Raw genomic sequence first — 26689 nt, 5'->3', positions numbered from 1 at the left:
ATATTTACCGGTGGCGGCGGCGTCGGCCCGCCCCGGAGATCAGTCCGCCCGGACCAGTCCGAACTGGCGCAGGTACCATTGCTGGAAGGTGATCACGCGCCGTTCCTGGTCCGAATACCGGCCGGGTCGATAGCGCGACGACAGGATGCCGGCCTGATTGTGTTCGGTGATGACCTTGTCCTGTTTGGTGGTGGCGTCCCAGGCCCAGATCATCTTGCCGACGTCGTAGTCGCCCGCCTTGCCGTCGACCAGCCAGATCAGATCGACGTCGGTGGCCATGGGGCCGCGCGGAGTGAAGAAGAACAGGATGGCGAAGTCATTGTCCGCGACGATGTGGCTGACAGGTGTGAACGACAGGTGCATCCGCCCTTGGTCCCAGCCCAGCCGCTTGCCCATCAGACTGGACGCCGCCGTGCCGTCTTCGGTCTCGGTTTCGAAGCCGTCGCGCAAGGTGCGCTGGATCAACAGCCGCAGGTGAGAGGACTCCGGGCCGTCGTCGACGGTGCCGATCGGCCGGCCCAGGGCGGCGGCATGGGCCTCCCAGGCCTCCAGCACCGGCTGATACGCCGCAACAGCCTCGGCCGGGCCGGAACTGGGCCCCGCGCCACAGGCGATCAGCGCCTCGGGCGGATGCAGCGAGCAGAACTCGGGATGGGCGGGCTGGCAGTGATAGCACTCGATAAAATTCTCGACGACCAGCTTCCAGTTGGCGGTGGTCGGGTAGGACGCCATGTGGGCGATCTTGGCGTCCTCCAGGCCGTGAAAATCGAGGAACGGGGCCAGGTCGCCAAAGGTGGCGTCGAAATCGTCGGGCTCACCGACGGACAGGTTGATGAAGATCAGGCCGAAGAACACCCGCACGTGGCAGGCCAGCAGGCCATTGTCCTGCTTGGCGAAATCCTCCGGCATCAGCCGCGCCGCGACCAGGGCGCCGTCAAGGCCGTAGGTCCAGGCGTGATAGGGGCAGGTCAGCCGTGTCTTGTGGCCGCTGTCCTCGGTGCAGAGCAACGAGCCCCGATGCCGGCAGACGTTGAAATAGGCCCTTACGCTGGTCTCATTCTCGCGAAGGATGATGATCTGCTCATCGCCGATCTTGAACAGGAAATAGTCGCCGCGCTGGCGCACGCGATCGACATGGCCGGCCATGGTCCACTTGCGGCCGACGACCTGTTCCATGTCGGCGGCGAACACCTCGTCGCTGCAGTAGAATTCGCGCTCGAAGCTGTAGCCAACCTTGGTGTTGGCGGCGAGCCGGGTCATGAGCGGGGCGGCGGCGTCGGCCATCGCGATACCTCTGTGGAGTTAAGAGCTACTGTTTGATGCGGAGATTGGCGGGATCGAACATCGGTCGCAGGGACGCCGTGGCCGGGTGGCGCACCCCGGCGATCTCGATCTCGAAGCCCTGCAGATCGGGTGTTGCGCCGTCGGGCGTCGCCACATAGCCAAGCCCTACGGCAGCCCCCAGCGTATGGGCGTACATGCCCGAGCGGATGTAGCCGACGATCGCCTCACCCTGCCAGATCGGCTCGTTGTGATAGATTAGCGGGTCCGGCGACCCCAGCCGGAACTGCACGAGCCGCTGTTTCAGTCCCTCGGCCTTCTGGCGGACCAGCGCCTCGCGCCCGATGAACCCGCCGGGCTTGTTCAGCTTGACCGCGAAGCCCAGGCCGGCCTCGAGCGGGGTGTCCTCGTCGGTGATGTCGTGGCCCCAGTGGCGGTAGCCCTTCTCCATGCGCAGCGAGTTGAGGGCGTGATAGCCGGCGTGGACCAGTCCGAACCGGGGGCCGGCCTCGACGATGGCGTCATAGACGCCGGTCATGAATTCGGTGGGCACATACAGCTCCCAGCCGAGTTCGCCGACATAGGTGATCCGCGACGCCCGGACGATGGCATAGCCCAGCTCGATCTGCTGGCTGGTGGCGAAGGGGAAGGCGGCGTCGGACAGGTCGTTGGGCGTCAGCGACTGCAGCAGGGCGCGCGCGTTGGGGCCCATGATCGACATCACCCCCAGGCCCGAGGTCACATTGGTCAGCACGCACCGTGAGTCCGCCGGAATGTGCCGCTTCAGCCAGTTGAAATCGCGGATCTCTGTCTCGGCGGCGGTGACGATCAGATAGGCGTTCTCTTCGAGCCTCGTGACGGTGAGATCGGCCTCGATCCCGCCGCTCTCGTTCAGCCACTGGGTATAGACCAGCCGGCCCTGGGCGACGTCGATGTCATTGGCGCAGACCTGATTGAGCACCGCTGTCGCATCGGCTCCTTCGAGCCGGAACTTAGCGAACGAAGACTGGTCGAAGAGGCCGACCGTCTTGCGGACCGCGCAGTGCTCGCGGGCGCTGTGCTCGAACCAGTTCTGGCGGCCGTAACTGTAGTGGTATTCCGGGGCGGTCCCGGGCGGCGCGTACCAGTTCGGCCGCTCCCAACCGAACGCCTCGCCATGGCAGGCGCCGGCGGCGGCTACCCGGTCATGGATCGCCGAGCGCCGGACGCCGCGCGCGGTGGCGTACTGCTTGAACGGCCAATGGGTGGCGTAGAGCAGGCCCAGGCTCTCGCTGACGCGCTCGCGCAGGTATTTTCGATTGATCTGGAAGGGCATGTTGCGTCGGACATCGACGGTCCACAGGTCGGCCGGCGGCCGGCCATCGCGGATCCACTCGGCCATCACCTTGCCGACGCCGCCCGCCGACTGCAGGCCGATGGAGTTCAAACCGGCGGCGACGAAGCAGTTCTTCAGTTCGGCCGACTCGCCCAGGTGATAGCGCACGTCCGGGGTGAAGCTCTCCGGGCCGCAGAAGAACTTTTTCAGGCCGGCGGTCTCCAGCGCCGGCACGCGTCGCATGGCGTCGATCAGGACCGGCTCGAAATGCGCGAAATCCCCGGCGATCTCGTCGAAGCAGAAGTCCTCGGAGATGCCCCCCATGCCCCAGGGCCGGGCCTGCGGTTCAAAGGCCCCGACCAGCAGCTTGCCGGCGTCGTACTTGTAGTAGGCGCAGTGGTCGTAGTCGCGCAGCACGGGCAATTCCGGCGTCAGGCCCTCAACGCCCTCGAACAGCACATAGTAGTGTTCGCAAGCGTGCAGCGGGGCGGCGACGCCGACGCTGGCGGCGAGATCGCGGGTCCACATGCCGCCGCAGAGCACCACATAGTCGGCGTCGATCCGGCCTTGCGCGGTGTCCACGCCGGTCACCCGTTCGCCGTCCTGACGGATCGCCGTGACCTTGGTGTTCTCGAAGATCCGCACGCCGCCGGCGCGCGCGCCCTTGGCGAGCGCCTGGGTGATGTCGACCGCGTTGGCGTACCCGTCGCTGGGGATGTGGATCCCGCCGACCACGTCGTCGACGCTGGCGATCGGGTAGAGCGCCTTGATCTCGGCGGGGCCCACCACGTGCACCGGCAGGTCGAAGACCTTGGCCATCGAGGCGCTGCGTTTGAGTTCCTCGAACCGCTCGACGTTGGTCGCCAGCGACAGCGAGCCGCACTGGCGATAGCCCGTGGCCTGGCCGGTCTCCGCCTCCAGGCCGCGGTAGAGCTCGGCCGTATATTTGGCCAGCTTGGTCATGTTGATCGACGGCCGCAGCTGACCGACCAGGCCGGCGGCGTGCCAGGTCGTGCCGCTGGTCAGCTGTTTGCGTTCCAGCAGGACCACATCGCTCCAGCCGATCTTAGCCAGGTGATAGGCGACCGAACAGCCGATCACCCCGCCGCCGACGATCACGACACGGGCTCGGGTGGGCAGGTCCGCGGCCACGGCGATCAGACCTTCATCTTCAGATTGTCCGGGTCATAGGCCGGGTGCTCCAGCACCGTGGCGGTGCGTCGCTGGCCCTGCACATAGACCTCGAACCGCGATCCCGGCGCCGCGAACGCCGGGTCGACGCAGGCGAACAGCAGGCTCTTCTTCACCCGATGGCCATAGCCGCCCGAGGTGGTCAGCCCGATGCAGCGATCACCCACCAGCACCGGCTCGGCGCCGCGCGCGTCGATGCCGGCGGCGTCCAGCTCGCCGTAGACGATGCGCAGCGGGCGGTCGGGCGCGCTCAGTGTCGCGGCCTTGCCGACGAAGTCGGGCTTCTTGAAATTGATGAACCGGCCCATGTCGGATTCGACCATGGTCAGCTCATTTGTCAGTTCGTTACCCCAGGCCTTGTAGCCCTTCTCGATCCGCATGCTGTTGACCGCGTAGAGGCCGTAGTTGGCGATCCCGAACGCTTGGCCGGCCTGCCAGATCGCCTCGTAGAGCGGGGCCATGGCGTCCATCGGCGGATGCAGTTCCCAGCCCAGCTCACCGACATAGCTGACCCTCAGCGCCCGGACCGGGTGGCCGGCGATGTCGATCTCCTGGCCGCTCAGCCAGCGGAACCCGGCGTTGCTCAGGTCGGCGTCGGTGAGCGTCGCCAGCAGGTCGCGCGAGCGTGGGCCGCTGAGCACCAGGACGCCGCGGTCCTCGGTGACGTTGTGCACGGCCACCTGTTCGCCGGGCAGCATTGACTGGGTCATCAGGTCCAGGTCGCGCAGCTCGGCCGCCGCGGCAGAGAGGCAGTAGAACCGGTCGTCCGCGAACCGGGTGACGGTCATCTCGCCGGCGATCCGTCCGCCGCGCGACAGGGGGTGAACCAGGCCGATGCCGCCCGCCTTGCGAGGCATGGCGTTGGCGCAGATGCGGTTGAGGAAGCTCTCGGCGTCGGGACCGGAGACATCGAACTTGGCGAAGCCGCTCAGGTCGAGGACGCCGACGCGCTCGGCCACCGCGCGGACCTCCTCGGCGACGACGTCGAAGATATTTGTCCGACCGTAGCCGGAGACCTCCGTTCGACCGTCGAGCGAGAACCATTTCGGGCGCTCCCAGCCGAAGGTCTCGGTGTGCACCGCGCCCTGGGCGACCAGCCGGTCGTGCAGCGGGCTGACCTTGTTCGGCCGGCCGTCCGGCTCCTCCTCGCCCGGCAGGCGGGTGGTGAAGGTCATGCGGTAGTCGAGGAACACCTTGGCGCGGCTGTAGGCCTGGTCCGCATAGGCGCCATACCGGCGCGGATCGAACTCGGTCATGTTGATCTCGGCGTCGCCCTCGACCATCCACTGGGCGAGGTACTTGCCGGCCCCGCCGCCCTGGGCGATGCCGAAGGACGTACCGCAACACATCCAGAAGTTGCGCAGGCCCGGCGCCGGCCCCAGCAGGGGGCCACCGTCCGGGGTGTGGGGGATGGCGCCGTTGATCACCCGGCGAATCCCCACTTCGCCAAAGATCGGCATCCGCTCGATTGCGCGTTCCAGCCAGAACGAGATCCGGTCGAGGTCGCCGGCGAACAACTCGGCCGTGGAGTCCCACGCCGGCGCCCCCGTCGGCGCCCAGGCCTCGCGCAGGCCCAGATTCTCATAGACGCCGATCAGGCCGCTATTCTGTTCCTGCCGGAAATAGCCCGACATGTAGGGGTCGCGCATGACCGGGATCTCGACACCGCGCTCGACAAAGGCCGGGATCGGGTCGGTGACGATATAGTGGTGCTCCATGTTGGTGATCGGGGTGTCGAGCCCGACCATCTGGCCCACCTGGCGCGCGTAGCAGCCCGCGGCGTTGACGACGATCTCGGCGGTGACGTCGCCCTGATCGGTGCGCACCCGCCACGCCCCGCCCGGTAGCGGATCGATGCCGACCACGCGGGTCTTGCGCACGATGCTGGCGCCCAGGTTGCGCGCGCCGATCGCCAGGGCGTGGCACAGGCCGGCCGGATCGGCGTGGCCGTCGTCGGTGGTGTGGGCGCCGGCGATCACCCCGTCGGTGGTCAGGAACGGGTTGAGCCGGCGGATCTCGTCCGGTCCGATGATCTGCATATTGAAGCCGATGGCCTTGGCGTAGCCCTCGATGTAGCGGAACCAGGCGACCTCGCGCTCGGTGGTCGCAAGCCGGATGCCGCCGGACGCATGCCAGCTGACGTACTGCCCGGTGATCGCCTCCAGCTTCGGATAGAGCCGATTGCTGTAGGCATGCATCTTGGCCAGGTTGTAGCTGCCGGTGATGTTCGGACACTGGCCGGCCGCGTGCCAGGTCGAGCCCGAGGTCAGCTCGTCCTTCTCGATCAACAGGGTGTCGGTCCAGCCGAGCTCCGCCAGGTGATAGAGCAGGCTCGCGCCCATGATGCCGCCGCCGACGATGACCACCCGTGCCTGCGACTTCATCCCGGCAGACTAAGGGTCCGCAACGGGGCGACACAAATCAGTAATTCCGTGCGATTGACCTCAATTGGTTTATGGGTCGGTCATGCCCAATCCCCGCCCGCCCCTCGCCGGCCTGCCCCCCTTGCTGTTGCTGCGGGCGTTCGAGGCGGCGGCGCGCACGTCCAGCTTCACCGCCGCGGCGAGGGAACTGAACCTGACCCAGGCCGCGGTAAGCTACCAGGTGCGCGCCCTGGAGGAGCACCTCGGCTTTGCCCTGTTCGAACGCAAGCCGCGCGGCGTGCGGCTGACGGCCATGGGGGTCGCCTATCTGGCGCCGGTGCGCAAGGCGTTCGACGACCTGGCGATCTCGACGGTCGGCCTGTTCGGCGCCCGGGCCAGGGTGCACCTGCTGGTGCAGGCCCCGGTGTCCTTCGCCGCGCTGTGGCTGGCGCCGCGGCTGCCCACGTTCTTCGCGGGTCACCCCAACATCGAGGTGCGGCTGTCCTCGACGATCTGGGACACCGCGGCGCCGGACGACGCCACCGATCTGGAGGTCCGCTATGGCGATGGGCGGTTCCAGGGCTATGTCGCGGAGCGGTTGCTCAACCAGGACCTGGTGGTCGCCTGCAGTCCCGCCCTGCTGGCGCGCGCGTCTGCGCCGGGCGATCTGGCGTCGGTCGATCTCGCGGCTCTGGTGCGCCACCAGATGATCCATATCATGGGCCACGAGACCCATTGGCTGGGCGCGCTCGACACCCTGAGGATCGGCGATATCGACGCCATCCCCGGCCCCACCGTCGACACCACGGTCGCGGCGCTGGAACTGGCGGCAAGCGACGCCGGCTGCGTGCTGACCCACCCGCTGTTCCTGGAGGCCTATCTGCGCACCGGCCGGCTGGTTCTGCCGTCCAGCCAGACGTTCGCCGACCCGCAAAGTTTCTACGTCGTCGCGCCCGACCGGCCACAGCGGACGCGGCGCGAAGTGCGGGTGTTTCTGGACTGGGTGAAGGGCGAAGCTGGCGTGGGCGCTGCCGCCTTCGTCGGGGTTGGACCCGCGGATCCGGGCTGTTGATTTTGCCGGGGCGGCGCCAGGTGGGCTGGGCGCTCGACGCCGTCCGGAGCCTTGTGGGCGACCCGAACGCGGGCGGGACATGAACGGCGCCTGACCCGCCCGCTCAGAACAAGCTCATCGCCCGTGCGTTCTTGTGGTCTCGCGCCTCAAGGCGTTCCAACAAGGATAGGCAGATGAAAAAGCTATTTGGCGCCCTGCTTGCCGCGGCCGCGATCGGCGCCGTCGCCAGCCCCGCCTTCGCCCACGATGGCGACGACAACGCCGGATACGGCCAGTATTACGGCGGCTATCAGAACTTTGACGCCCTCTATCAGCATGAACTGGAGGGCATCCAGCACAGCGTCGGCGACGGCGCCTACACCCGCCGCGAGGCGCGATATTTTGTTTCGCAACTGCGCAATATCCGCCAGCGCGAATCCTATTACCGCGCGCAGGATGGCTATCTCAGCCCGCAGGAGGGCCAGGACATCAAGCTGCGGCTCGATCGCCTGCACGAGGTGATGCACCAGGCGCACGAGGAGGGCCATGCGAGCCAGGACGACTGGAACAATTCCTACCGCGGCTACACCGGAAACGGACGCGGCTACGACAACCGTGACGATCCGCGCCGCTAGGAGCCCCTCCCGCGATGGCCGTTAACGGGAAGGGCCTCGCGCCCCGGCGAACCGGCACGAACGCAGGCGTTCGACCTCGCCGCGCCGCGGGTCGACTTGACCGCCGAAGGTCGGATCGAGGGCCGGACGGCAGCGGGGATCGGCGGGGTCGAGGCCGTCGCCCTCGCCGAACGCCAGGCTCAGTCCCAGGTCCTGCTGTTGGCGCGGACCGAAGCGGCCGTCGCTCCGGGTTTCCCGCACCGCGACGCTGAGCGTGCTGCTGGCCCCGATCGGCAGGTCGGCGCGCAGATAGGCGCTGCGATAGCCGCCCGTCCCCACCGCCACATCCACCACGCCGTGGACCGTGCGCGGCTCGGTCCCCGTCGTGACGCCCAGCGTGTCCGGCCTGGGCAGGACGGCCGGCGAGGTCTTCAGATAGGTGTCGATCTGGTCGGCGATATTGGGGACCGCGCCCACGCCGACCGGCGCGGTCGCCTGCGGAGCCTCCTGCGCCAGGACGGGCGCGGCGGCGAGAAGTCCAAGGAGGGCAAGGGCTGCTGACGTCACGCGGATCCTGGGCATGGCGGTTTATCCCCCCGCCGATGCGCCAGAATAAGGCGCGCTTGCAACGCCGCTGCAACAGACCAACCGGAGAGGTCCCGTAGCCCAGGCGATCTGATCCCGGACGCCCTGACGAGGCCGGACGCCGACCTGGCCGGGCGCTGAAGCGCGCGGCCGCACGGGGCTTGCGGCGCAAGCGCGACCGTAGGCACACTCCGGCCCAATCATAACGGGGAGGATGCCTATGCGTTGCGTGATCGTGGCCACCAGTCTGGCGGCGTTGATCGGACTGGCCGCCTGCGACTCCAAGCCGGAGACCGTGGCGGCGCCCGCGGCCCCCAAATATCTCGCCCGCTCACAACAGATGTACGCCGGCCAGGAGATGATCGACAAAGTCGACGCCGGAACGATCGCCGCGGGCCCCGCCGGCTCCCTGACCATGGCCGTCTCGGGCAGCGTCGGCGGAGCGGGCTACACCAATCAGGCCTTCCTCAAGCGGATCAACGCCGGCCCGCCCAAGGATGGCGTCTATGAGGTCGATGTCGTGGCCGACAAGCCGGCCGCCGCGAGCGCGGCGGGGGTCACCCCGATCGAGGTCAAGGGCGCGTGGCAACCCTATCCCGCCGATCACCTGAAGGGGGTTCGGTTCATCTCCAAGACCAACTCCGTGGTGGCCATGCTGCCGGCCGGCTGAGCCGCGACGCTCACCCTGGCGCACGGCGGGACGGTCAGGACGCCGGCTGCTGGGCGCCCGCCAGGAAGTCCATCTTGCCCAGCGGCACGCCCAGGTGGCGCAGGATGGCGTAGGCCGTGGTCACGTGGAACAGGAAGTTCGGCATCGAGAAGGTCAGCAGGAAGCTCTGGCCGGTGAACTCCATGGTCCGGCCGGGAAAGGTCAGCACGACCTGGCGACCCTCCTGGCCGTCGACCTGTTCGCGCTTGACGCTCTCGACAAAGGCGATGGTCTTGGCGAGCCGCTCCTTCAAGTCCGCGAAGGTGGTCTCGGTGTCGGGCATGGCCGGCGCCTCGACCCCGGCCAGCCGCGCGGAGCCGCTCTTGGCCGCGTCGCTCGCGAACTGAATCTGGCGGGTGAAATTGCCCATCCCGAAGCCGAGACTGGCTTCGGCGAGGGTCGAGAGCTCGATGTGCTCGGCGGCGGCATGGGTCTGGGCCTTGTCCATGAAGTGGCTGAGGTTCTTCAGCATCGTCAGATAGACCGAGATCGAGGCGTCATAGAGCGACAGGGACAAGGGCGTTCTCCAGGGCGAGGGGGCTCGCGAGGTCAGCAGATGGCGCCGCCGGGCCCGCTGCGCCAGGGGGCGTCGTCAAAAAGGGGACGTCGTCAAATTCGCGCGCGATCCGGCGTCAAGGTCGCGCCGGCGGCCATCAGGCGCAGGAAGTTGCCACCCATCACCTTGGCGACGTCAGCTTCGCCCAGGCCGCGCGCCAGCAGGGCCGCGGGGATCAGCGGCCACAGCGCGTAGTCGGCGAACACCGGCCTGAAATTGGCGTCCATGTCGGTGCCGATGGCCACATGATCGACGCCCACCGCCTCGATCAGCCGCAGGATCGAGACGATCCAGTCGCCCGCCGTCTTCTGGCCGATGCCGGAGGGAACCGAGCCGACGATCCCGCCCGCCCGGGTCACCAGGCGGGCGTGCTCGACGCTGACCAGGCGGGGATGGTCGATATCGGGGCGCTTCAGGTTGGTGTGGGAAATCATCATCGGCCGCGTGGCGATCGCCACCGCATCGCGGGTGACGCCGAAGGAGGCGTGGGCCAGGTCGACGATCACGCCGACACGGTTCATCTCGCGCACGATGTCGCGCCCCAGCGGCGTCAGGCCGGGAAACCGCGGCGCCTCGGTCTGCGGATCGCCGATCTGATTGGGATGATAGTGGACGATGGTGATCGATCGAACGCCCTCGGCATGGGCCGCCTGGACACGCTCGAGCCGGTCTTCGATGAAGTCGCCGCCCTCGACGGCAAACACCGCGGCGGTCCTGTGGGCCTTGAGCGCCCTGTCGATCTCGCCAGGCGTGCGTCCGGCCGCCGCCTGGCCCGTCGCCACCAGGGCCTTCAGCACGCCGATCTGGCGGCGGTAGTCGGCCCAGGCCTCGCCCGGTTCGAACTCGCGGGCCGCGCCCAGCCCGCCGGACCGGGTCGGCTCCAGCAAGACGGCGTCGGAAACGCAGTTGAACAGTGCCGCGGTGACCTGGCCCGACGCCATGGCGGCCAGGACCCTTGCCTCGAACGGCGCGCCCATCGCCCGGGTGGTGGCGTTCTGGCGGGTCAGGTCGCGCAGGAAGAAGCGGCCCGGATGGGCGTGGATGTCCACCGACGGATGCTTCGCCAGCAAGGCCCTTCCGGCGTCCATCTGGGCTTCGGTGAGGCTGAGCCCGGTTCCCGCGCTCTGGGCGTCGAAGATGGCCTTCTGCGCCGCCGCGGGCCCGGCGGCCAGGCCGGCGCCCCAGGTCGCAGCGAAGCTCGCCATCACTTCGCGGCGCGAGAGGCTCATTTGAGGTCCGCCAGCACCGTGCGCAGGGTGGCAAACAGACGCGCGATCTCTGCCTCGCTGATGATCAGCGGCGGCGAGAACGCCAGGGTGTCACCGGTGAACCGGACCAGCAGTCCAGCCTTGAGCGCCGCGACCATCACCTCGTAGCCGCGGGCGCCGGGCGCGCCCGGCCGGGGCGCCAGTTCGACAGCTCCCATCAGGCCCAGGTTGCGGATGTCGATCACATGCGGACAGTCGGCAATCTCGTGGATCGCCGCCTCCCACACCGGCGCAAGCTCGGCGGCGCGGGTCAGCAGGCCCTCGCGCGCATAGATCTCCAGCGTCGCCAGCCCCGCGGCGCAGGCCGCCGGATGACCGGAATAGGTGTAGCCGTGGAACAGTTCGATGGCGTTTTCCGGCCCCTGCACCAGGGCGTCGTGGACGCCGCGACTGGCGAACACCGCGCCCATCGGGAAGGCGCCGTTGGTTAGGCCCTTGGCGGTGGTCATCAGGTCGGGCGTGACCCCGAAATACTGGGCCGCGAACGGCGCGCCCAGGCGTCCAAAGCCGGTGATCACCTCATCGAAGATATGCAGTATGCCTTGCCGGGTGCAAAGCTCGCGCAGCCGCTCGTGTTAGCCCACCGGCGGTGGCAGCACGCCGGCCGAGCCGACCACCGGCTCGACGATCACCGCGGCGATGGTCTCCGCGCCATGCAGGGCGATCAGCCGTTCCAGGTCGTCGGCCCGTTCCGCGCCGTGCGCCGGCTGGCCGCGCGAGAAGGCGTTGCGCTCCGGGTCGAGGGTGTGACGCAGGTGATCGGCGCCCGGCAGGGTCAGGAAGGCGCGGCGATTGTTGACCAGGCCGCCCACCGAAATGCCGCCAAAGCCTACCCCGTGATAGCCCTTCTCGCGGCCGATCAGCCGGGTGCGCTGGCCCTGCCCGCAGGCCCGATGATAGGCGAGTGCGATCTTCAGCGCGGTGTCCACCGACTCCGATCCGGAGTTGGTGAAGAAGATCCGGTCGAGGCCGGCCGGGGCGATCTTCGCCAGAGCGGTGGCGAAGTCGAAGGCCAGGGGATGGCCCATCTGGAACGACGGCGCGTAGTCCAGGGCCAGCAGCTGCTGGCCGACCGCCGCGGCGATCTCCGGCCGTCCATGCCCGGCATTGACGCACCAGAGCCCGGCGGTGCCGTCCAGCACCTCGCGACCGTCGTCGGTGCGATAGAACATGCCGCTGGCCGCCACCAACAGCCGCGGATCGGCCTTGAACTGGCGGTTCGCCGTGAACGGCATCCAGTAGGCCGCCATGTCCAGCTGGTTCTTGCGATTGGAGATGTCGTTCATGGGGTCCGCCTTTGGGGATGCAGGAAATCAGGTTCGCGGCAGTCCCGCCAGATGATTGAGCCGTGACCAGCTTCGGCCATGCGCGCCGCCCCCTGGCGAGGCGTTTGCCAACGCCGTCGCCAGCCACCGCGCCTCGACCGCGTCAGCCTCGCGCCAGCACTCGGCGACAGCGGCGGTCAGCGCGGGCGAATCGGCGGCTGCGTCGATCCGCGCGACGAACCCCGCCTCGACCCGGTCCCGCTCGGCCTCGAGGCTCGCCAGCGCCGGGACGAAGTCACCCAGCATGGTCCGGTGCAGGCGCTCGTGCCGCCACCACAGCGTCTGGGCGTCGAAGCGGTCGGTCGGCGCGGCGCCCTGCGGCGGCAGGCCGGTCTCGAACAGCACGGGCTTGAACAGGCTGGCGCAGGGCGCCGAGGTTCCCGTCACCCAGTGGACCATCCGCCCGGGCCGCAGTTCACTGACCATCGAAGCCACCGACTGGCTGCGGCGCGCGCCCTGCGCGGCGTGCATGCAGATCGTGCGGTCCCGGGTATTGGCCGGACTCCAGTCGACCTGGTCGCCATGGTCGCGCAGGATCGCCATCATCGCGCGGGGGGTCAGGTCCGGGGCGGCGCGGTCCAGCAGGGCCGCGGCGCGGGCGCAGCGGCCCCGGCCGAAGCTGACGACGTCGCGCGCCGCGTCGAGCAGATGAGCGGCCACGTCGAAGCGGCCCGAGGCGTCGGCCCAGCCGGCCCGGCGCGCCTGCTCAGCCAGGCCGGGACTGACCGCGTCCCAGGTCGCGCCAATCGAATAGGCGTTGGACAGCGCCCGATGCCGCGTCACCGCCTCCACCGCCCACCAGCGCCCGGCGGTTTCCAGCACGAAGGCCTGGCGCGCGTCGGCGATGATGAAGCCGTTGTCGTAGTAGAACCGCCCCAGGTGTCCGCAATCGCCGCCCTGGCCGTAGCGCTCGAGCAGGCCGGTGATGACGCTGACCGCTTCCTCGGCGCTCGCCGCACGCTCCAGCCCCAGCCGCACCAGGTCCATGCCGGTCAGCGCGGCCTTGCGCTGGGCGGGGATCTTGGCGTGCAGCGCCTCGTTGCCGATGACCACGCCCTGCGCATTGGCGCCGATCTCCGCGCCCCACATCCAGAACGGTCGGCTGAGCAGACAGGCGTGGGTGGCCGGGGCGTCGGGAATGGTCAGGTAGGTGAGCTTCAGCGGCCCGCCGCCGCGCCGCGCCGGCGACATCTCCAGGCCCTGGGCCTCGTTGCGCTCGCGGTCGCTGTTCTTGGCGAACAGGGTGGCCCCGCGCCGGGCCGAGGCGGGCAGGCTGACAAGGGTGTCACACATGCCGGGCCGCCCCCGCGGGCGGGCGGCCTCGCCGCACGCGTATCAAATCGCCATCCACGCGAAACGTTTAACAGCAGAGTCCACGCCTTCTTAGGGTTTTCGCGGGAAACCAGGGTTATGACGACGCCGTTCTCCGAAAAATTGCGGCTGGTGCTGAAGCTGCTGTCGATGAGCAGCGCCAGGCTTGCCTCCGAGCTGGAGACCGACAAGTCCGTGGTCAGCCGCTGGCTCGCCGGCGCCGTCCAGCCCTCGGCCCACAACCTGTCGCGCCTGTCGGCCCTGGTGGCGACCCGTCTGCCCGGCTTTCGCACGCTGGACTGGGAGCGCGACGCCGAAAGCCTCGCCCAGATGTTCGGGGCCGAGCCCGGCGCCTTTCCCGCGATCCTCGCACCGCGCCCGATCCAGGGCCTGCCCCTCGCCATCTGGGACCTGATGATCGCCGGCGCGTCGGTGCGCGGCGCGGCCTATGAGGGTTTCTTCCGCTCCACCCGCGCCCATCCCGCCATGCCCGGCCGCTTTGTTCATGACCACGGGATGATCCGCCGCGACGAGATCGGCCTCCTGCGCCTGTCGATGGGCACCGGCGGAACGGAAGTCAGCGGCTGGATGCTGCCGCTGCATAACCAGCTGTTCTCGATCGCCTGCGACGTCACCAGCGGTGTGCTGCTGTTCGGCATCTTCAACGGCGTCGGCACCGCACGCGTCGACGTCTTCGACGGCCTGACCCTGACGCCCAGCCTCGACGCCGGCCGCACGCCCACGGCCATGGCGATGATCTGCGAACGGGTCGCGGACCTGAGTGGCGACCCGGCGATCGACAATGCAAAGTATGCCGAGCTCATCACCCTCAATCCGCTCGCCCCGGAGGGCTCCATCCCCGAGCCCATTCGCAGACATCTCGACCGCGACTTCGGCCCCAGCGAACTGGCCGCCGGCCGCGACTGGCTGCTCAGCATGCCGCTGGGCCGCTCGCTCAGCCGCGGGCCGATCTTCGAAGCCCCGACGCCCCATGACGCTTAGTCGCGCGGATCGCGGCCGCCCGATCAGGGCGCGGCGCGGGCCGGGGTGATCGGCTGCACCTCGATGTCGCGGAAGGCGATGGGATGGCCCTCGCTCTGCAGGGCGATGTAGCCCTCGGTCAGCGCCAGCACCCCGCCGCGCGCGGCGATCAGCGGCCGCGCGTCGCGGTCCAGCGGATCGAGTTCCAACCCGACATAGCGATGCACCACCTGGCCGTTGATCCTGTGGGTGACCTCGCCACTGGCGCTGACCTCCAGCTCCAGCCGGGTCCAGGTCCCGTTGGGAACGGTCGGGCCGCTGGAGGTCACGCAATGGGTCTTCGCCATCGCCCGGCCGATGGTCAGGTTGGTCCCGGGTGAGCAGACCGATCCCGTCGGCCGCGGACCCGGGCCGTCCGGCCCCAGGATCTGGAATTCGAAGGAGACCGGGAACGGCTGATTGAGGCCCATGCTCTGCGGGCTCTGGGCGTGGAACATCACCCCGCTGTTGCTGTGCGCCCAGGTTGGCGCATCGGCCATACCGGGCTCCAGCAGCCGATAGCTCAGCCTTAGCCGGTAGGCCTTGAACGGGGCCTTGTAGAACAGGTGTCCGAACTGGCCGGCGAACCGGTCGTACCCCGCATAGGAGACCGTGATCGCCCCGTCGCGCACGACGAACGTCTGCCGGTAGTTGTCGCCTAGCTGGTGGCCGGCGATCTTGGGCGTCCAGCCGTCCAGCGTCCGCCCGTCGAAGAGCGGGCGCCAGGGGGCCTCGGCCTGTCGCGCCGGCGGCGCATGGGCGCAGGCCGTCAGCACCGCACAGACACCGGCCACCAGCGCTGCGCGCCATCCCCGACCGACCATCGTGACCTCCGTGCGACTATGCCTGGCCCCGTCCCGGAGCGTCAGGGCCAGCTTGAAGTGTAATCGACGCCGTGGAAACCTCATGGCCGGATCCGCGGCGACCTGATGCGGCGACCGGGAGAGGAACATGGCCAACCTGAACAGCCGCTGGGGCCAGGACAACAGCTACGACGCCATCGTCGTCGGCAGCGGCATGACCGGCGGGTGGGCGGCCAAGGAACTGACCGAAAAAGGCCTGAAGACCCTTGTGCTCGAGCGCGGACCGATGGTCCGCCACATCGCTGACTATCCCACCGCCATGACCGACCCTTGGGATATGCAATACCCCGCAGGCCGGCTGCCGCCGGACCAGGTGAAGGCCCACTACCCGGTGCAGAACCGCACCGGCTATGCGCTCACCGAATACACCAAGCATTTCTTCGTCCGCGACGACGAGGAACCCTACACCGAAACCAAGCCCTACGACTGGATCCGCGGCTATCAGGTCGGCGGCCGCTCCCTGCTGTGGAGTCGCCAGTGCTACCGCCACAGTCCGATCGACTTCGAGGCCAACGCCCGCGAAGGCGTCGGCATCGACTGGCCGATCCGCTATTCGGAACTGGCGCCCTGGTATGACTATGTCGAGCGCTTCATCGGCGTCAGCGGCCAGGCGGAGGGCCTGGCGCACCTGCCCGACGGCGTCTTCCAGCCACCGATGGAAATGAACTGCGTGGAACTGGCGTTCAAGGCCAGGTCCGAGGCCCGCTACCCCGAGCGGCGAGTGACCATGGGCCGCGCCGCCCACCTGACCGCGCCGACCGAGGAACAGAAGGCGCTGGGCCGCGGCCAGTGCCAGCATCGCAACATGTGCATGCGGGGCTGCCCGTTCGGAGCCTATTTCTCGTCGAACTCGGCGACCCTGGTGTCCGCCGAGCGCACCGGCAACCTGAAGATCCGCCCCGCCTCGATCGTCACCTCGCTGATCTTCGACCCGGGCAAGGGCAAGGCGCGGGGCGTCCGTGTGCTCGACGCCAACACCGGCGAGGAGAGCGAATTCTACGCCGAGGTGGTGTTCCTCTGCGCCTCGACGCTCAACACCACCTGGGTAATGCTGAACTCCACCAGCTACCGGTTCCCCAACGGCTTCGGCAACGACAGCGACCAGCTTGGCCGCAACCTGATGGACCACCACCTAGGCGTCGGCGCCTCGGCCGAAGCGCCGGGCTATGAGGATATGTACTATTCGGGCCGGCGGCCGAACGGCATCTATGTGCCCCGGTTCCGCAACCTTGGCGACAAGGCCAGCGCGCGCGGCGACTACACCCGCGGCTTCGGCTACCAGGGCGGCGCGGGGCGCGCCGGCTGGAACCGCATGGCCGCCGGCTTCGGCGCCGAGCGCAAGGCCGCGCTCAGCCAGCCCGGACCCTGGGCGATCCGGCTGGGCGGATTCGGCGAGACCCTGCCCTATGCCGACAACCGTGCGACACTCAACCCCGCGGTGAAGGATCAGCATGGCCTGCCGACCCTCAGCCTGAATGTCTCGATCCGCCAAAACGAGCACGCCATGCGCCGCGACATGCAGGTCGCCGCCGCCGAGATGCTGGAGGCGGCGGGCTTCAAGAACGTGCGCGGCTACGACGCCGGCTATTCGCCGGGCAATGGCATCCACGAGATGGGCGCCGCGCGCATGGGGCGCGATCCGAAGACCTCGGTGCTCAACGCCCACAACCAGGTGCATGGCTGCCGCAACGTCTACGTCACCGACGGCTCGGCGATGGTCTCGGCCTCCTGCGTCAACCCGTCGCTGACCTATATGGCGCTGACCGCGCGCGCGGTGGACCATGCGGTGAGCCAGCGTCGAAGGGGAGACCTCTGATGGCGACCTGCGCCAAGCTCAGTCGGCGTGAGGCCTTCGCCGGTGTCGCCTTCGCCGGCCTCGCCTTCACAGTCGGAGCCCTGTCTTTCGGACTGGCGCAACCCGCCGCGGCCCAGGGGCTGACCTGGGCGCCCGTCGCCCTGACGCCGGCGCAGGCGCGCGCCCTGGACGCCGCCGCCGAGCAGATCATGCCGGCCACCGAGACGCCTGGCGCGCGGGCGGCGGGCGTACCGCAATTCGTTGACCGCGCAATCGCCGGCTGGTGCGACAAGGGCCAGGCTGCCCTGTTGCGCGCTGGACTGGACGGCCTGGACGCCGACGCGCGCGCGGCCCACGCCGCCGCCTTCGCCGACCTGACAGCGGCCGAGCAGACCGCGATCTTGGCCGGTTATGACAGCTCAGGCGCCCGCCAGCGGCCGTTCTTCCTGACGCTGCGCGAACTGGTCACAATCGGCTATTTCACGTCCAGGCCCGGGGCGACGGTGGCCCTGCGCTATGACCCGATCCCCGGCCCCTATCGCGGCTGCGTCCCGCTCAAGGAGATCGGCCGAGGCTGGGCGATCTGAGCGCGGGGGCAGGGCGGCGGTCAGGCGCTGGCCGCGGCGCTCGGGCGTTCCTTCACCCTGGCGAACCAGGCGTTGAGCTTGCTGAGGCCCGGGTCCAGCGGCTGGCCCACGACGCCGCCAAAGTCGATGAAGGCAAACAGCAGGATGTCGGCCAGTGTGAACCGATCGCCGGCGATCCAGGGGCCGCTGAGTTGACCCTCCAGCCACTTCTCACCGTCATGGGCGACGGCTTTCAACCCGGCGGACGCTTCCGGCAGGCACCGTATCCGGTTCTGGAAGATCTGCAGGCCCTCGCCATAGCGGAAGCCGTTGGCCAGCGGTTCGCAGATCATGATGTCCACCCGGCGCGTCCACATGCGGGCCGCGGCGCGCTCTTCCGGCGTCGCGCCGATCAGCGGCGGCGAGGGATGGCGTTCCTCGATATATTCGCAGATGGCGGTGATCTCGGAGAGATACGAACCGTCGTCCAGCTCCAGCGCCGGGGTCTGGCCCGCGGGGTTGAGCTTCAGGTAGGCCTCCTGGCGATTTTCGCCGACGCCCAGATCGACGGTGACGCGGGCCAGGTCGATGCCCTTCTCGGCCAAAAACATCTTCACCACCCGCGGGTTCGGGCCGACCGAGGTATAGAGCTTCATGACGTTTCCCCTGCTTTGGGTGAAATCTCTAGGAGGCTGCTCCAGGGGCGTCAACGGCGAGCTGTTCAAGCCCCGCCGGCGCGGGGCCGCCGGTCGCCCAGTCGAGCAGCTCGACGGGGTGGATCACGGGGGCGTCCAGGGCCGGCGCCAGCTGGGCGATGCAGCCGATATTGCCGGCCGAAACCACGGCCGCGCCGGTGCGCGCGATGTTGGCGGCCTTGCGGTCGCGCAGGCGGCCCGCAAGCGCCGGCTGGAGGATGTTGTAGACCCCGGCCGAGCCACAGCACAGGTGGCCCTCGGCGACCTGGCGCACCTCGAACCCGGCCTCCGCCAACAGCCGCGCCGGTCCGGCCTTCAGCTGCTGGCCGTGCTGCAGCGAGCAGGGGGCGTGATAGGCGACGCTGATCCGGCCCGGCCGGGTAACCGGCGGCAGACCGACCTCCTCGATGAACTCCAGCACATCGCGGGTGATCGCCGCCGCATGCGTGGACGCGGCCTCTCCGGCCACCCGGCGATCATAGCCCTTCAGCGTCGTGCCGCACCCGGCGGCGGTGGTGACGATCGCGGCGAACGGCCCTGCACGGCTCCAGGCCGCCAGATTGGCGGCGGCGAAGCCTCGGGCTTCCTCGGCCCGACCCAGGTGCTCGGACAGCGCGCCGCAACATACCTCGCCCTCGACCAGCGCCACCTCGAAGCCCGCCCGGGTGATCAGCCGGATCGCCGCGGCGCGGATCGACGGCGCCATGGCCGGCTCGACGCAACCCTGCAACAGGGCGACGCGGCCCCGCGTCTCCCCCCGCGCCGGGTAGGATCGTTCGAACTCATCCCGCGACCGATGCTCCGGGACCAGCCGCAGCAGGGCCGCCAGGGGTCCGAGCCGCAACGCCTCCAGCAGGGGCTCCAACGGCCGGGTCAGCCGTCCCAGCCAGAGCGCCGCGCGCAGGCGCCGAGGCCGCGTCAGGACCTGGGGGATCCCCCAGCGCAGGACGCGCTCGAACCAGGGCCGTCGGTAGTGGGTCTCGATATGGGTCCGGCCGTGGTCGATCAGCTGGGCATAGTCGACGCCCGAGGGGCAGGTGGTGACGCAGGCCAGGCACGACAGGCACCGGTCGATGTGGGTGACAGTTTCCTTCGACGGCGCGCCGTCGGCTTCCAGCATGGACTTGATCAGCTCGATCCGGCCGCGCGGGCTGTCGCGCTCGTCGCCGAGCAGCACATAGGTCGGGCAGGTCGCCGTGCAGAAGCCGCAGTGGACGCACTTGCGGATCGCTGCGTGGCTGGCGGCATAGTCCGGATCGGCCAGCTGCTCGGGCGTGAACGCGGTCTGCATCCTAGACCATCCCCATCCGGCCGGGGTTCAGCAGACCCCGGGGGTCGAACGCGGCCTTGACCCGCGCGCTGAGCGCCGCCAGCGCTCCGTCCAGCGGCTCGAACGCCGGCGCCTCGCCACGATAGAGCGTAGCGTGGCCGCCCAGCGCCCGGACGGCGCCGCGGACCTGGCCGGGGTCCGCGTCGGACGCCAGCCAGACGAGGCCCCCGCCCCAGTCATAGAGCGCATCGCCGGCGATCGCCTCGCCGACCCGCCAGCCCGCCGCCGGGGGGACCGAGATGCGCCAGAGCGGGCGCGGGTCCCGACTGAACGCCTCGACCTCACGGACCTGGACCCAGAACCCCCGGCTGTGCTCGGCGTCCAGCCGGTCGCATCGGCCGAAGCCCTGCAATGCCGCCGCGAGGTGATCGGCGCGGGCCGCCACCGAGGCGGCGAAGCCCTCCAGCCGCAGCGCCGTGACCGCCATAGCGACCTTCAACGGCGAACGCGCCGCAGTGGCCCCCGGCAGGTGAGCCGCCGCCGAGACATCGACGGGCGCGTTCAGCGCCTGGGTCATCGCCTGCGCCGCCCGCGCATCGTCGAGGCCGAAATAGAGCAGCGTCAGCTCCGCACGCGCCGCCGGCAGCACCTTGAGGCTCACTTCCGTCAACACCGCCAGCGTCCCCCACGATCCGGCCAGCAGCTTGCACAGGTCATAGCCGGTGACGTTCTTCACCACCCGGCCACCGGCCTTGACGATCTCGCCACGGCCGGTGACCGCCTCGGCTCCCAGGAAATGGTCGCGCGCCGCTCCGGCGCGGATCCGGCGCGGTCCGGAGAGGTTCGCCGCCAGCACCCCGCCCAGCGTCGGCCGGCCCCGGGATCCCAGCAGGCGCGTCAGGTGCGGCGGTTCGAACGGCAGCATCTGGCCCTGGGCGGCGACCAGCGCCTCGAGGTCGGCGAGCCGCACGCCCGCCTGGGCGGTCAGCACCAGTTCCTCCGGCGCATAGTCGATCACCCGGTTCAGAGCCTGGGTGCTCAGCACCGCCTCGGCGCCGATCACGCGCCCGACGCCGCGTTTTGTCCCGCCGCCGATGATCTCCAGCTTACGGGCTTCCGCCACCATCGCGGCCAGGGCCTCGGCGGTCTTCGGTCGCAGGATCGCCGCCACGTCCGCCATCAGAACCTCGGCAGGTCGGGGAAGGCCACGGCCCCGCGGTGAACATGCACCCGGCCGAGCTCGGCGCAGCGGTGCAGGCGCGGGAACACCTTGCCGGGATTGAGCAGCAGGTCCGGATCGAAGGCGCACTTGACCCGCTGCTGGCAGGCCAGGTCCGTATCGTTGAACATCTCCCCCATAAGGTCGCGTTTCTCGACGCCGACCCCGTGCTCGCCGGTCAGCACCCCGCCCACGGCCACGCAGAGCTTCAGGATGTCGGCGCCGAACGCCTCGGCGGCCTCGAGCTCCCCCGGCTTGTCGGCGTCATAGAGGATCAGCGGGTGCAGGTTGCCGTCGCCGGCATGGAAGACATTGGCTACGCCCAGGCCGTACTGGCTGGCCATCTCGCCGATCCGGGTCAGCACGTGGGCCAGCTGGCGGCGCGGGATGGTGCCATCCATGCAGAAATAGTCCGGCGCGATGCGCCCCACCGCCGGGAACGCCGCCTTGCGTCCGGCCCAGAACGCCAGCCGCTCGGCCTCGCTTGCGGAGCTGCGGATCGTCGTCGCGCCGCGGGCCTCGCCGAGCGCCACAACCTGAGCCGACAGCTCGGCGCATTCCGCCTCCGGGCCGTCCAGCTCGACGATCAGCAGGGCCGCGGCGTCGAGCGGATAGCCCGCGCCGACGAACGCCTCGGCCGCCCGGATCGCCGGGGCGTCCATCATCTCCAGCCCCGCGGGGATCACGCCGGCGGCGATGATGTCGCCGACGCACCCGCCCGCCGCCTCAACCGACGCAAAGCCCAGCAGCATGGCGCGCGCCGTTTCGGGTTTCCTCAGCAGACGGACGGTCACCTCGGTGACCACGCCCAGAAGCCCTTCCGACCCCGTCACCACGCCCAGCAGGTCATAGCCGGCAGCGTCGAGCCCCTTGCCGCCCAGCCGCACCACCTCGCCGCTGATCAGCACGATCTCGCAACCCAACAGGTTGTTGGTCGTCAGCCCATACTTCAGGCAGTGCACGCCTCCGGCGTTCTCCGCGACGTTGCCGCCGATTGTGCAGGCGATCTGGCTCGACGGATCGGGGGCATAGTAGAAGCCGTCCGCCTCCACCGCCCCGGTGATCGCCAGGTTGGTGACGCCCGGCTGCACCACGGCGCAGCGGTTGGCGTAGTCGACCTCCAGGATGGCGTTGAACTTGGCCATGCCGAGCACGATGCCGTCCTCCAGCGGCAGGGCGCCGCCGGAAAGCGACGTCCCCGCCCCGCGCGGCACCACCTTGACCCCGTTGGCCTGGCACCAGGCCAGCACGGCGGAGACCTGCGCGGTCGTCTCCGGCAGCACGACGGCCAGCGGCGTCTGCCGATAGGCCGACAGCCCGTCGGACTGGAATGGAACCAGCCCCGCGGGATCGCCGATCACCCCGTCGCCGGGGACCAGTCGCCGCAGTGCGCGCACGATCTCACCCTTGCGGGCCATCAGCGCGGCGTCGGGCAGCGGCATCTTCATCTGCGCCACGACTAACCCGGTTTCGCCGGATTCCTCCAGCGCTTAGGTGGCGGCCGCGATCAGCGCCGCCAGGCCGCGCGCCACCGGTTCCAGCATCGCCGGCCCCGTCACATCTGCCCGGTCGCGGCGGGTGTGGTGCAGGGGGTGGCTGGCGACGAGGCCGATCAGCGGGACATAGCCGAGGCTCTGGAAGTGAGCGAGCTCGCCGGGCGGCCTGGTCCGGTCGATGTCGCTTGGCGCCTGGTAGCCAGACTGGCCGGCGAACGCGGTAGCGGCGCGGGTCATCAGGGCGTCGCTGCAGGCCAGGATCCGGCCCGCCGGCGGCCCATCCAGGCGGACGAGCCTGCCGTCTCGCAGGGCGAAGTCGTAGCTCGCCACATTGGCCCCGATGGCCACCCACAGCTTGGTGTCGGCGGGCGGTGGCGCGGCGGTCTCGGTGAAGACATGCCCGCCATAGCCGTCGAACTCGTGGCCGCAGGCGGCGACCACGGTCAGGTTGTGATCGGTCGTCGCCGCCAGCTGGCGCGCCAGCCCCAGCCAGATGGCCAGCCCCGATCCGCGCTCACCCGCGCAATGGAACCAGCCGCTCTTCGGCGTCGAGAGCACCAGGTGTTTGCCGGGCCGGGCGCGGTGGCCGATGACGTTGTCGGCCCTTCCCAGGACCGTCCGACCTTCCAGGCGCGCGGTGAGCGGCTCGCCCGCCGCCGCGGCCGCCCGCAACGCCGCGCCGTCGCGCGCCGCCGCCAGCAGCACCGGGACCGACCAGGCCCGGGCCTTGGGCGTCCGGTTGAGCGCGGCAAGCTCACCCAGCGGGTTTTCGGTGACCGCCACCACGGCCACGGCCCCGCTGGCCGCGGCCGTGACGATCTGCGGCGGCGGGGCCGCGTTGAGGCCGCCCCCCGCCCCGGCGGCCAGGGTGACCAGCGCGATCCGGCCCGGTCCGCCCGCCGTCGACAGTGGCGCGGTCACGCCGCCCGGCGCGGTCGTCACAGGCGTCCAATAGGGAAAGCTTTCCAGGGTGCGGCCGGCCAGCTCCAGGTCCGCACGGCCAAGCTCGAACACCGGATAGTCGAACCCTTGCGCCTGCGCCGCGTAGCCCGCCGCCCGGAGCCTCCGGAGCAGCCAGGCCGTGGTCGCCGCGTCGCCCGGCGTGCCCGTCCGATGTACGCCCAGGCTCGCATAGGTCCGCACGTCGGCCTGGAGCGAAGCCCCGGCCAGCGGGTCGATCGCGGGCCCCGCAGGCATCGCCGCCCCCGCCCAGGCGCCCAGGCCCGCCAGCACCCCGCGGCGCCGATCCACCCTGATCGACAAGGGCAAGGTCACAGTGGGCCGCCGCCGACCGACGACTCATCCATCGTAGAAATGAGCCGGATGTAGGCCGACGACCCGGCGTTGCCGGTCGGTCGTGGCGCGGGCGATAGCCTCGGGGCTGAGCTGGTTGCTCTGTGCAGTGGTCACCAGCCGCTGGGCGATGTCGCGACGGCCATAGTGGACCTGCAGGAAAAAGCGGCCGTGGTCGCCTGGACCGGTGGGCATGCGGCGATGCCAGATGTCGGAGACGAACAGCCCGGCGTCGCCGGCGCGGACGATCAGCGGCGTAACGCCCCGGCCCTCGAAGTCCAGGTCGTCGTCCAGCTGGCGTCCCGTCGGCGGGGCGCGGCCGGACAGATGGCTGCCCGGGATGACGCCCGTGGGACCATCCTCAAGCGCGCAATCCTGAAGGTAGAGGTGCACGCCAATGGCGAACACCGGGTGCGGAATATCGGCCGGCCAGCGAACACCGTCGGGCAGAGGCACATGCGGCCCGCCATCGACGTGCCAGGCTTGGCCGCCGTGCGATCCCGGATGTCCCGCGGGATTGCGCCAGGCGGTGTTGGCGATCACGTGGCAGTCCTCGCCCAGCAGAGGTTCGATCACAGACAACAGCCGCGGATGGGCGACGACGGCTTGCGCGGCGGCGCTGCGATTGAGCATGGCGTAGCGGAACATGGCAGCGTCTTCGACCGGGCGCTGGCCGCGTTCGTCCGGCGGGTCGCGATCAAAGATCCCGGCGATCTCGTGGCGAAGGTCGGCGACCTCCGAGGCCGTCAACAGGTCGCGGATGACCGCATAGCCTTCGCGCTCCAGCTGGAGGGTCTCGTCGCTGGCGGGGTCGTCACGAGGTTCGAGATAGGGTCGGCCGCGTCGGATCATGCCCGGGTTCCTTGCCCGGCAAACCTAGTCGGGGGACGCGTGGCCCCGCAAGTCTCGGAGTGCGCCCCTACCGGCCGCCGAACACCGGCGTCCGTTTCTCGTTGAAACTGGCGACTCCCTCGCGGCGGTCGGCGGTCTTGAACAGCCGGTTGTAGGCCGACAGCTCCATCTCCATGGCCGCCGCCAGGTCCAGCGAATGGGCCTCGCGGACCACGTGCTTAAGGGCTCGGACGGAGAGCGGCGCCTTGGCCGCGATCTCGGCGGCGACGGCCAGGACCGTATCCATCAGGGCGTCCGGCGCCGTCACCCCGCTGACCACGCCGTAGTCCAGCGCCTGGGCCGCGGTGAACGGCCGGCCGGTGGTCAAGAGCTCCAGCGCCCGCCGCTCGCCGGCGCAGCGGCGCAGCAGCTGTGTGCCCCCCAGGCCCGGCATGATCCCCAGCCCCACTTCCGGCAGGCCGAAGCGGGCGGTGTCGGCGGCATAGGCGAAGTCGCAGGCCAGCGTCATTTCGCAGCCGCCGCCCATGGCCGCGCCGTTGACCGCGGCGATGATCGGCACGGGCACGGAAAGCTGCGCCCGCGCCATGGCCTCGAAAACCTTGTGCTGCAGCGACCAGGCCTCATCGCTCATGCCGTTGCGTTCCTTGAGGTCTGCCCCGGCGCAGAAGTGCCGCCCGGCCGCGGCCAGCACCACGCAGCGCAGGTCCTCGCGCGCGGCCAACGCCGTCCAGGCCGCCAGCAGATCCTCGCCCATGCGGGTGTTGAGCGCATTGGCCGCCTCGGGGCGGTTGAAGGTGATCCGCGCCACGCCGGGCGCCGGTTCGTCGAGAAGGAGGGTTTCGGGCATTCAGAAACTCTTGGGCAGGTCCAGCACATGGGTCGCCACGTGGGAGAGGATGAGGTTCGTGGAGATCGGGGCGACCTGGTAGAGGCGGGTCTCGCGGAACTTGCGCTCGATGTCGTACTCCTCGGCGAAACCGAAGCCGCCGTGGGTCTGGAGGCACATGTCGGCGGCGTACCAGGAGGCTTCCGACGCGCAGAGCTTTGCCATGTTGGCTTCCGTGCCGCAGGGCAGGCCGGCTTCAAACAGGGCGCAGGCCTTCTGCACCATCAGTTCGGCGGCGGTCATCTGGACGTAAGCCCGGGCGATCGGGAACTGCACGCCCTGGTTCTGGCCGATCGGGCGGCCGAACACTGACCGGTCCCTGGCGTAGGCGCTGGCCCGGTCGATGAAGAACTTCGCGTCGCCGATGCATTCGGCCGCGATCAGGATGCGCTCGGCGTTCATCCCCGACAGGATGTAGCGGAAACCCTGGCCTTCCTCGCCGATCAGGCTTCCCACCGGAACCCGAAGGTCCTCGAAGAACAGCTCGGTGGTGGCGTGGTTGATCATCGTCCTGACCGGGCGGATGGTCAGCCCGTTGCCGACAGCCTGGCGCATATCCACCAGCAGCACGCTCATGCCGTCGGAGGGCTTGGCCGCGTCGGCGCGCGCGGTGGTGCGGCAGAGCAGCACCATCAGGTCGGAGTGCTCGGCCCGGCTGATCCACAGCTTCTTGCCGCTGACCACATAGTGCTCGCCGTCGCGCCGCGCGAAGGTAGATATGCGCGTTGTGTCGGTGCCGGCGTCAGGCTCGGTGACGCCAAAGGCCTGCAGGCGCAGGTCGCCCGACGCCACCTTTGGCAGATAGGCCTGCTTCTGCGCCGGCGAGCCGTGGGCCAGCAGCGTGCCCATGGTGTACATCTGGGCGTGACAGGCGCCGCCGTTGCCGCCCGAGCGATGGATCTCCTCGAGCACCGCTGCGCCCGCCGACAGCCCAAGGCCCGAGCCGCCATAGGCCTCGGGGATCAGCACCGACAGGAACCCCGCCTCGGTCAGCGCGGTCACGAAGGCGGTGGGATATTCCCGATCCCGATCCAGCGCGCGCCAATAGGCGCCGGGAAACCGCGCGCACAGCTTGCGCACCGCCTCGCGGATTTCAGGGAAGGTCTGGTCGCTGTCGTAGGCCACGGCTGCAACTCTTGCCACGGGCCGGGCTGGAGATCGACCG

General features: G+C 69.7%; 22 protein-coding genes and 1 pseudogene. 6 read left to right on the top strand and 17 right to left on the bottom strand.

Features of this window, described 5'->3' with window-relative positions; genetic code table 11:
• Positions 1-39: 39 nt before the first annotated feature.
• Genes RMN86_RS01830 through RMN86_RS01820 form a run of 3 tightly spaced genes read right to left on the bottom strand, consistent with a single transcriptional unit; the run spans position 40 to position 6171 of the window.
• Positions 40-1284, bottom strand: a complete 1245-nt coding sequence (locus RMN86_RS01830; protein WP_309604118.1) for an aromatic ring-hydroxylating dioxygenase subunit alpha — start codon at positions 1282-1284, stop codon at positions 40-42.
• Between the two features lie 25 nt (positions 1285-1309).
• The gene (locus tag RMN86_RS01825; RefSeq protein WP_309604117.1) at positions 1310-3748 is read right to left on the bottom strand and encodes an FAD-dependent oxidoreductase; all 2439 of its coding nucleotides are present in this window, start codon (positions 3746-3748) and stop codon (positions 1310-1312) included.
• Positions 3749-3753: 5 nt separating this feature from the next.
• Positions 3754-6171, bottom strand: a complete 2418-nt coding sequence (locus RMN86_RS01820; RefSeq protein ID WP_309604116.1) for an FAD-dependent oxidoreductase — start codon at positions 6169-6171, stop codon at positions 3754-3756.
• 82 nt (positions 6172-6253) lie between these two features.
• On the opposite strand from RMN86_RS01820, the gene RMN86_RS01815 reads away from it, so the two are divergent.
• Positions 6254-7222 (top strand): LysR family transcriptional regulator, encoded by a 969-nt coding sequence (locus RMN86_RS01815; RefSeq protein WP_309604115.1) that lies wholly within the window; start codon positions 6254-6256, stop codon positions 7220-7222.
• Positions 7223-7395: 173 nt separating this feature from the next.
• The gene (locus RMN86_RS01810) at positions 7396-7836 is read left to right on the top strand and encodes a hypothetical protein (protein WP_309604114.1); all 441 of its coding nucleotides are present in this window, start codon (positions 7396-7398) and stop codon (positions 7834-7836) included.
• Between the two features lie 21 nt (positions 7837-7857).
• Here the strand turns inward: RMN86_RS01810 and RMN86_RS01805 are convergent, their stop codons facing one another.
• Entirely contained in the window at positions 7858-8397 is a 540-nt protein-coding gene (locus tag RMN86_RS01805; RefSeq protein ID WP_309604113.1) for a hypothetical protein, read from the bottom strand.
• A 223-nt stretch (positions 8398-8620) separates the two neighbouring features.
• On the opposite strand from RMN86_RS01805, the gene RMN86_RS01800 reads away from it, so the two are divergent.
• Complete coding sequence (locus RMN86_RS01800; protein WP_309604112.1) at positions 8621-9070, top strand: hypothetical protein; 450 nt, start codon at positions 8621-8623, stop codon at positions 9068-9070.
• Between the two features lie 34 nt (positions 9071-9104).
• On the opposite strand, the gene RMN86_RS01795 is transcribed toward RMN86_RS01800, so the two are convergent.
• The 4 genes and pseudogenes from RMN86_RS01795 to RMN86_RS01780 form a co-directional block, all read right to left on the bottom strand.
• Complete coding sequence (locus RMN86_RS01795; protein WP_309604111.1) at positions 9105-9626, bottom strand: DUF1993 domain-containing protein; 522 nt, start codon at positions 9624-9626, stop codon at positions 9105-9107.
• Positions 9627-9718: 92 nt separating this feature from the next.
• Complete coding sequence (locus RMN86_RS01790; protein ID WP_309604110.1) at positions 9719-10894, bottom strand: membrane dipeptidase; 1176 nt, start codon at positions 10892-10894, stop codon at positions 9719-9721.
• Positions 10891-12219, bottom strand: a pseudogene (locus RMN86_RS01785) (aspartate aminotransferase family protein). Before RMN86_RS01785 ends, RMN86_RS01790 begins: the two are co-directional and overlap by 4 nt.
• 27 nt (positions 12220-12246) lie before the next feature.
• Positions 12247-13551, bottom strand: coding sequence for a hypothetical protein (locus tag RMN86_RS01780; protein WP_309604109.1), 1305 nt, complete (start codon positions 13549-13551; stop codon positions 12247-12249).
• A 117-nt stretch (positions 13552-13668) separates the two neighbouring features.
• Here RMN86_RS01780 and RMN86_RS01775 point away from each other — a divergent pair, with 117 nt between their 5' ends.
• Positions 13669-14571, top strand: coding sequence for a helix-turn-helix transcriptional regulator (locus tag RMN86_RS01775; protein WP_309604108.1), 903 nt, complete (start codon positions 13669-13671; stop codon positions 14569-14571).
• Between the two features lie 23 nt (positions 14572-14594).
• Here the strand turns inward: RMN86_RS01775 and RMN86_RS01770 are convergent, their stop codons facing one another.
• Positions 14595-15413: a DUF1080 domain-containing protein gene (locus RMN86_RS01770; RefSeq protein WP_309604107.1), complete on the bottom strand. Its 819-nt coding sequence runs from the start codon at positions 15411-15413 to the stop codon at positions 14595-14597.
• Between the two features lie 127 nt (positions 15414-15540).
• Between RMN86_RS01770 and RMN86_RS01765 the strand changes: the two genes are divergently transcribed.
• Positions 15541-17268 (top strand): GMC family oxidoreductase, encoded by a 1728-nt coding sequence (locus tag RMN86_RS01765; RefSeq protein WP_309604106.1) that lies wholly within the window; start codon positions 15541-15543, stop codon positions 17266-17268.
• Positions 17268-17834, top strand: a complete 567-nt coding sequence (locus tag RMN86_RS01760; RefSeq protein ID WP_309604105.1) for a gluconate 2-dehydrogenase subunit 3 family protein — start codon at positions 17268-17270, stop codon at positions 17832-17834. The genes RMN86_RS01765 and RMN86_RS01760 overlap by 1 nt, the downstream gene beginning before the upstream one ends.
• Before the next feature lie 20 nt (positions 17835-17854).
• Here the strand turns inward: RMN86_RS01760 and RMN86_RS01755 are convergent, their stop codons facing one another.
• From RMN86_RS01755 to RMN86_RS01720, 8 genes are all read right to left on the bottom strand, one after another.
• The gene (locus RMN86_RS01755; protein WP_309604104.1) at positions 17855-18469 is read right to left on the bottom strand and encodes a glutathione S-transferase family protein; all 615 of its coding nucleotides are present in this window, start codon (positions 18467-18469) and stop codon (positions 17855-17857) included.
• A gap of 28 nt (positions 18470-18497) precedes the next feature.
• The gene (glcF, locus tag RMN86_RS01750) at positions 18498-19799 is read right to left on the bottom strand and encodes a glycolate oxidase subunit GlcF (protein ID WP_309604103.1); all 1302 of its coding nucleotides are present in this window, start codon (positions 19797-19799) and stop codon (positions 18498-18500) included.
• 1 nt (position 19800) lies between these two features.
• Entirely contained in the window at positions 19801-20958 is a 1158-nt protein-coding gene (glcE, locus tag RMN86_RS01745; RefSeq protein WP_309604102.1) for a glycolate oxidase subunit GlcE, read from the bottom strand.
• The gene (locus RMN86_RS01740) at positions 20958-22445 is read right to left on the bottom strand and encodes an FAD-linked oxidase C-terminal domain-containing protein (protein ID WP_309604101.1); all 1488 of its coding nucleotides are present in this window, start codon (positions 22443-22445) and stop codon (positions 20958-20960) included. Before RMN86_RS01740 ends, glcE begins: the two co-directional genes overlap by 1 nt.
• 42 nt (positions 22446-22487) lie before the next feature.
• Positions 22488-23756: a hypothetical protein gene (locus RMN86_RS01735; protein WP_309604100.1), complete on the bottom strand. Its 1269-nt coding sequence runs from the start codon at positions 23754-23756 to the stop codon at positions 22488-22490.
• A gap of 36 nt (positions 23757-23792) precedes the next feature.
• Positions 23793-24638 (bottom strand): phytanoyl-CoA dioxygenase family protein, encoded by an 846-nt coding sequence (locus tag RMN86_RS01730; protein ID WP_309604099.1) that lies wholly within the window; start codon positions 24636-24638, stop codon positions 23793-23795.
• Positions 24639-24705: 67 nt separating this feature from the next.
• Positions 24706-25485: an enoyl-CoA hydratase-related protein gene (locus RMN86_RS01725; RefSeq protein WP_309604098.1), complete on the bottom strand. Its 780-nt coding sequence runs from the start codon at positions 25483-25485 to the stop codon at positions 24706-24708.
• Positions 25486-26649: an acyl-CoA dehydrogenase family protein gene (locus RMN86_RS01720; protein ID WP_309604097.1), complete on the bottom strand. Its 1164-nt coding sequence runs from the start codon at positions 26647-26649 to the stop codon at positions 25486-25488. It abuts the gene before it with no gap.
• Between the last annotated feature and the right edge of the window lie 40 nt (positions 26650-26689).

The sequence above is a fragment of the Phenylobacterium sp. genome (genome assembly GCF_031360265.1).
Classification (GTDB): domain Bacteria; phylum Pseudomonadota; class Alphaproteobacteria; order Caulobacterales; family Caulobacteraceae; genus Phenylobacterium.
The sequence above is the reverse complement of the archived record's forward strand: the minus strand, read 5'-3'. Positions and strand labels throughout refer to the sequence as shown.

Coding starts and splice junctions, on each gene's coding strand:
- RMN86_RS01830 (WP_309604118.1), bottom strand. CDS start 1,284: ATGGCCGACGCCGCCGCCCCGCTCATGACCCGGCTCGCCGCCAACACC.
- RMN86_RS01820 (WP_309604116.1), bottom strand. CDS start 6,171: ATGAAGTCGCAGGCACGGGTGGTCATCGTCGGCGGCGGCATCATGGGC.
- RMN86_RS01815 (WP_309604115.1), top strand. CDS start 6,254: ATGCCCAATCCCCGCCCGCCCCTCGCCGGCCTGCCCCCCTTGCTGTTG.
- RMN86_RS01810 (WP_309604114.1), top strand. CDS start 7,396: ATGAAAAAGCTATTTGGCGCCCTGCTTGCCGCGGCCGCGATCGGCGCC.
- RMN86_RS01805 (WP_309604113.1), bottom strand. CDS start 8,397: ATGCCCAGGATCCGCGTGACGTCAGCAGCCCTTGCCCTCCTTGGACTT.
- RMN86_RS01800 (WP_309604112.1), top strand. CDS start 8,621: ATGCGTTGCGTGATCGTGGCCACCAGTCTGGCGGCGTTGATCGGACTG.
- RMN86_RS01790 (WP_309604110.1), bottom strand. CDS start 10,894: ATGAGCCTCTCGCGCCGCGAAGTGATGGCGAGCTTCGCTGCGACCTGG.
- RMN86_RS01780 (WP_309604109.1), bottom strand. CDS start 13,551: ATGTGTGACACCCTTGTCAGCCTGCCCGCCTCGGCCCGGCGCGGGGCC.
- RMN86_RS01775 (WP_309604108.1), top strand. CDS start 13,669: ATGACGACGCCGTTCTCCGAAAAATTGCGGCTGGTGCTGAAGCTGCTG.
- RMN86_RS01770 (WP_309604107.1), bottom strand. CDS start 15,413: ATGGTCGGTCGGGGATGGCGCGCAGCGCTGGTGGCCGGTGTCTGTGCG.
- RMN86_RS01765 (WP_309604106.1), top strand. CDS start 15,541: ATGGCCAACCTGAACAGCCGCTGGGGCCAGGACAACAGCTACGACGCC.
- RMN86_RS01760 (WP_309604105.1), top strand. CDS start 17,268: ATGGCGACCTGCGCCAAGCTCAGTCGGCGTGAGGCCTTCGCCGGTGTC.
- RMN86_RS01755 (WP_309604104.1), bottom strand. CDS start 18,469: ATGAAGCTCTATACCTCGGTCGGCCCGAACCCGCGGGTGGTGAAGATG.
- glcF (WP_309604103.1), bottom strand. CDS start 19,799: ATGCAGACCGCGTTCACGCCCGAGCAGCTGGCCGATCCGGACTATGCC.
- glcE (WP_309604102.1), bottom strand. CDS start 20,958: ATGGCGGACGTGGCGGCGATCCTGCGACCGAAGACCGCCGAGGCCCTG.
- RMN86_RS01740 (WP_309604101.1), bottom strand. CDS start 22,445: ATGAAGATGCCGCTGCCCGACGCCGCGCTGATGGCCCGCAAGGGTGAG.
- RMN86_RS01730 (WP_309604099.1), bottom strand. CDS start 24,638: ATGATCCGACGCGGCCGACCCTATCTCGAACCTCGTGACGACCCCGCC.
- RMN86_RS01725 (WP_309604098.1), bottom strand. CDS start 25,485: ATGCCCGAAACCCTCCTTCTCGACGAACCGGCGCCCGGCGTGGCGCGG.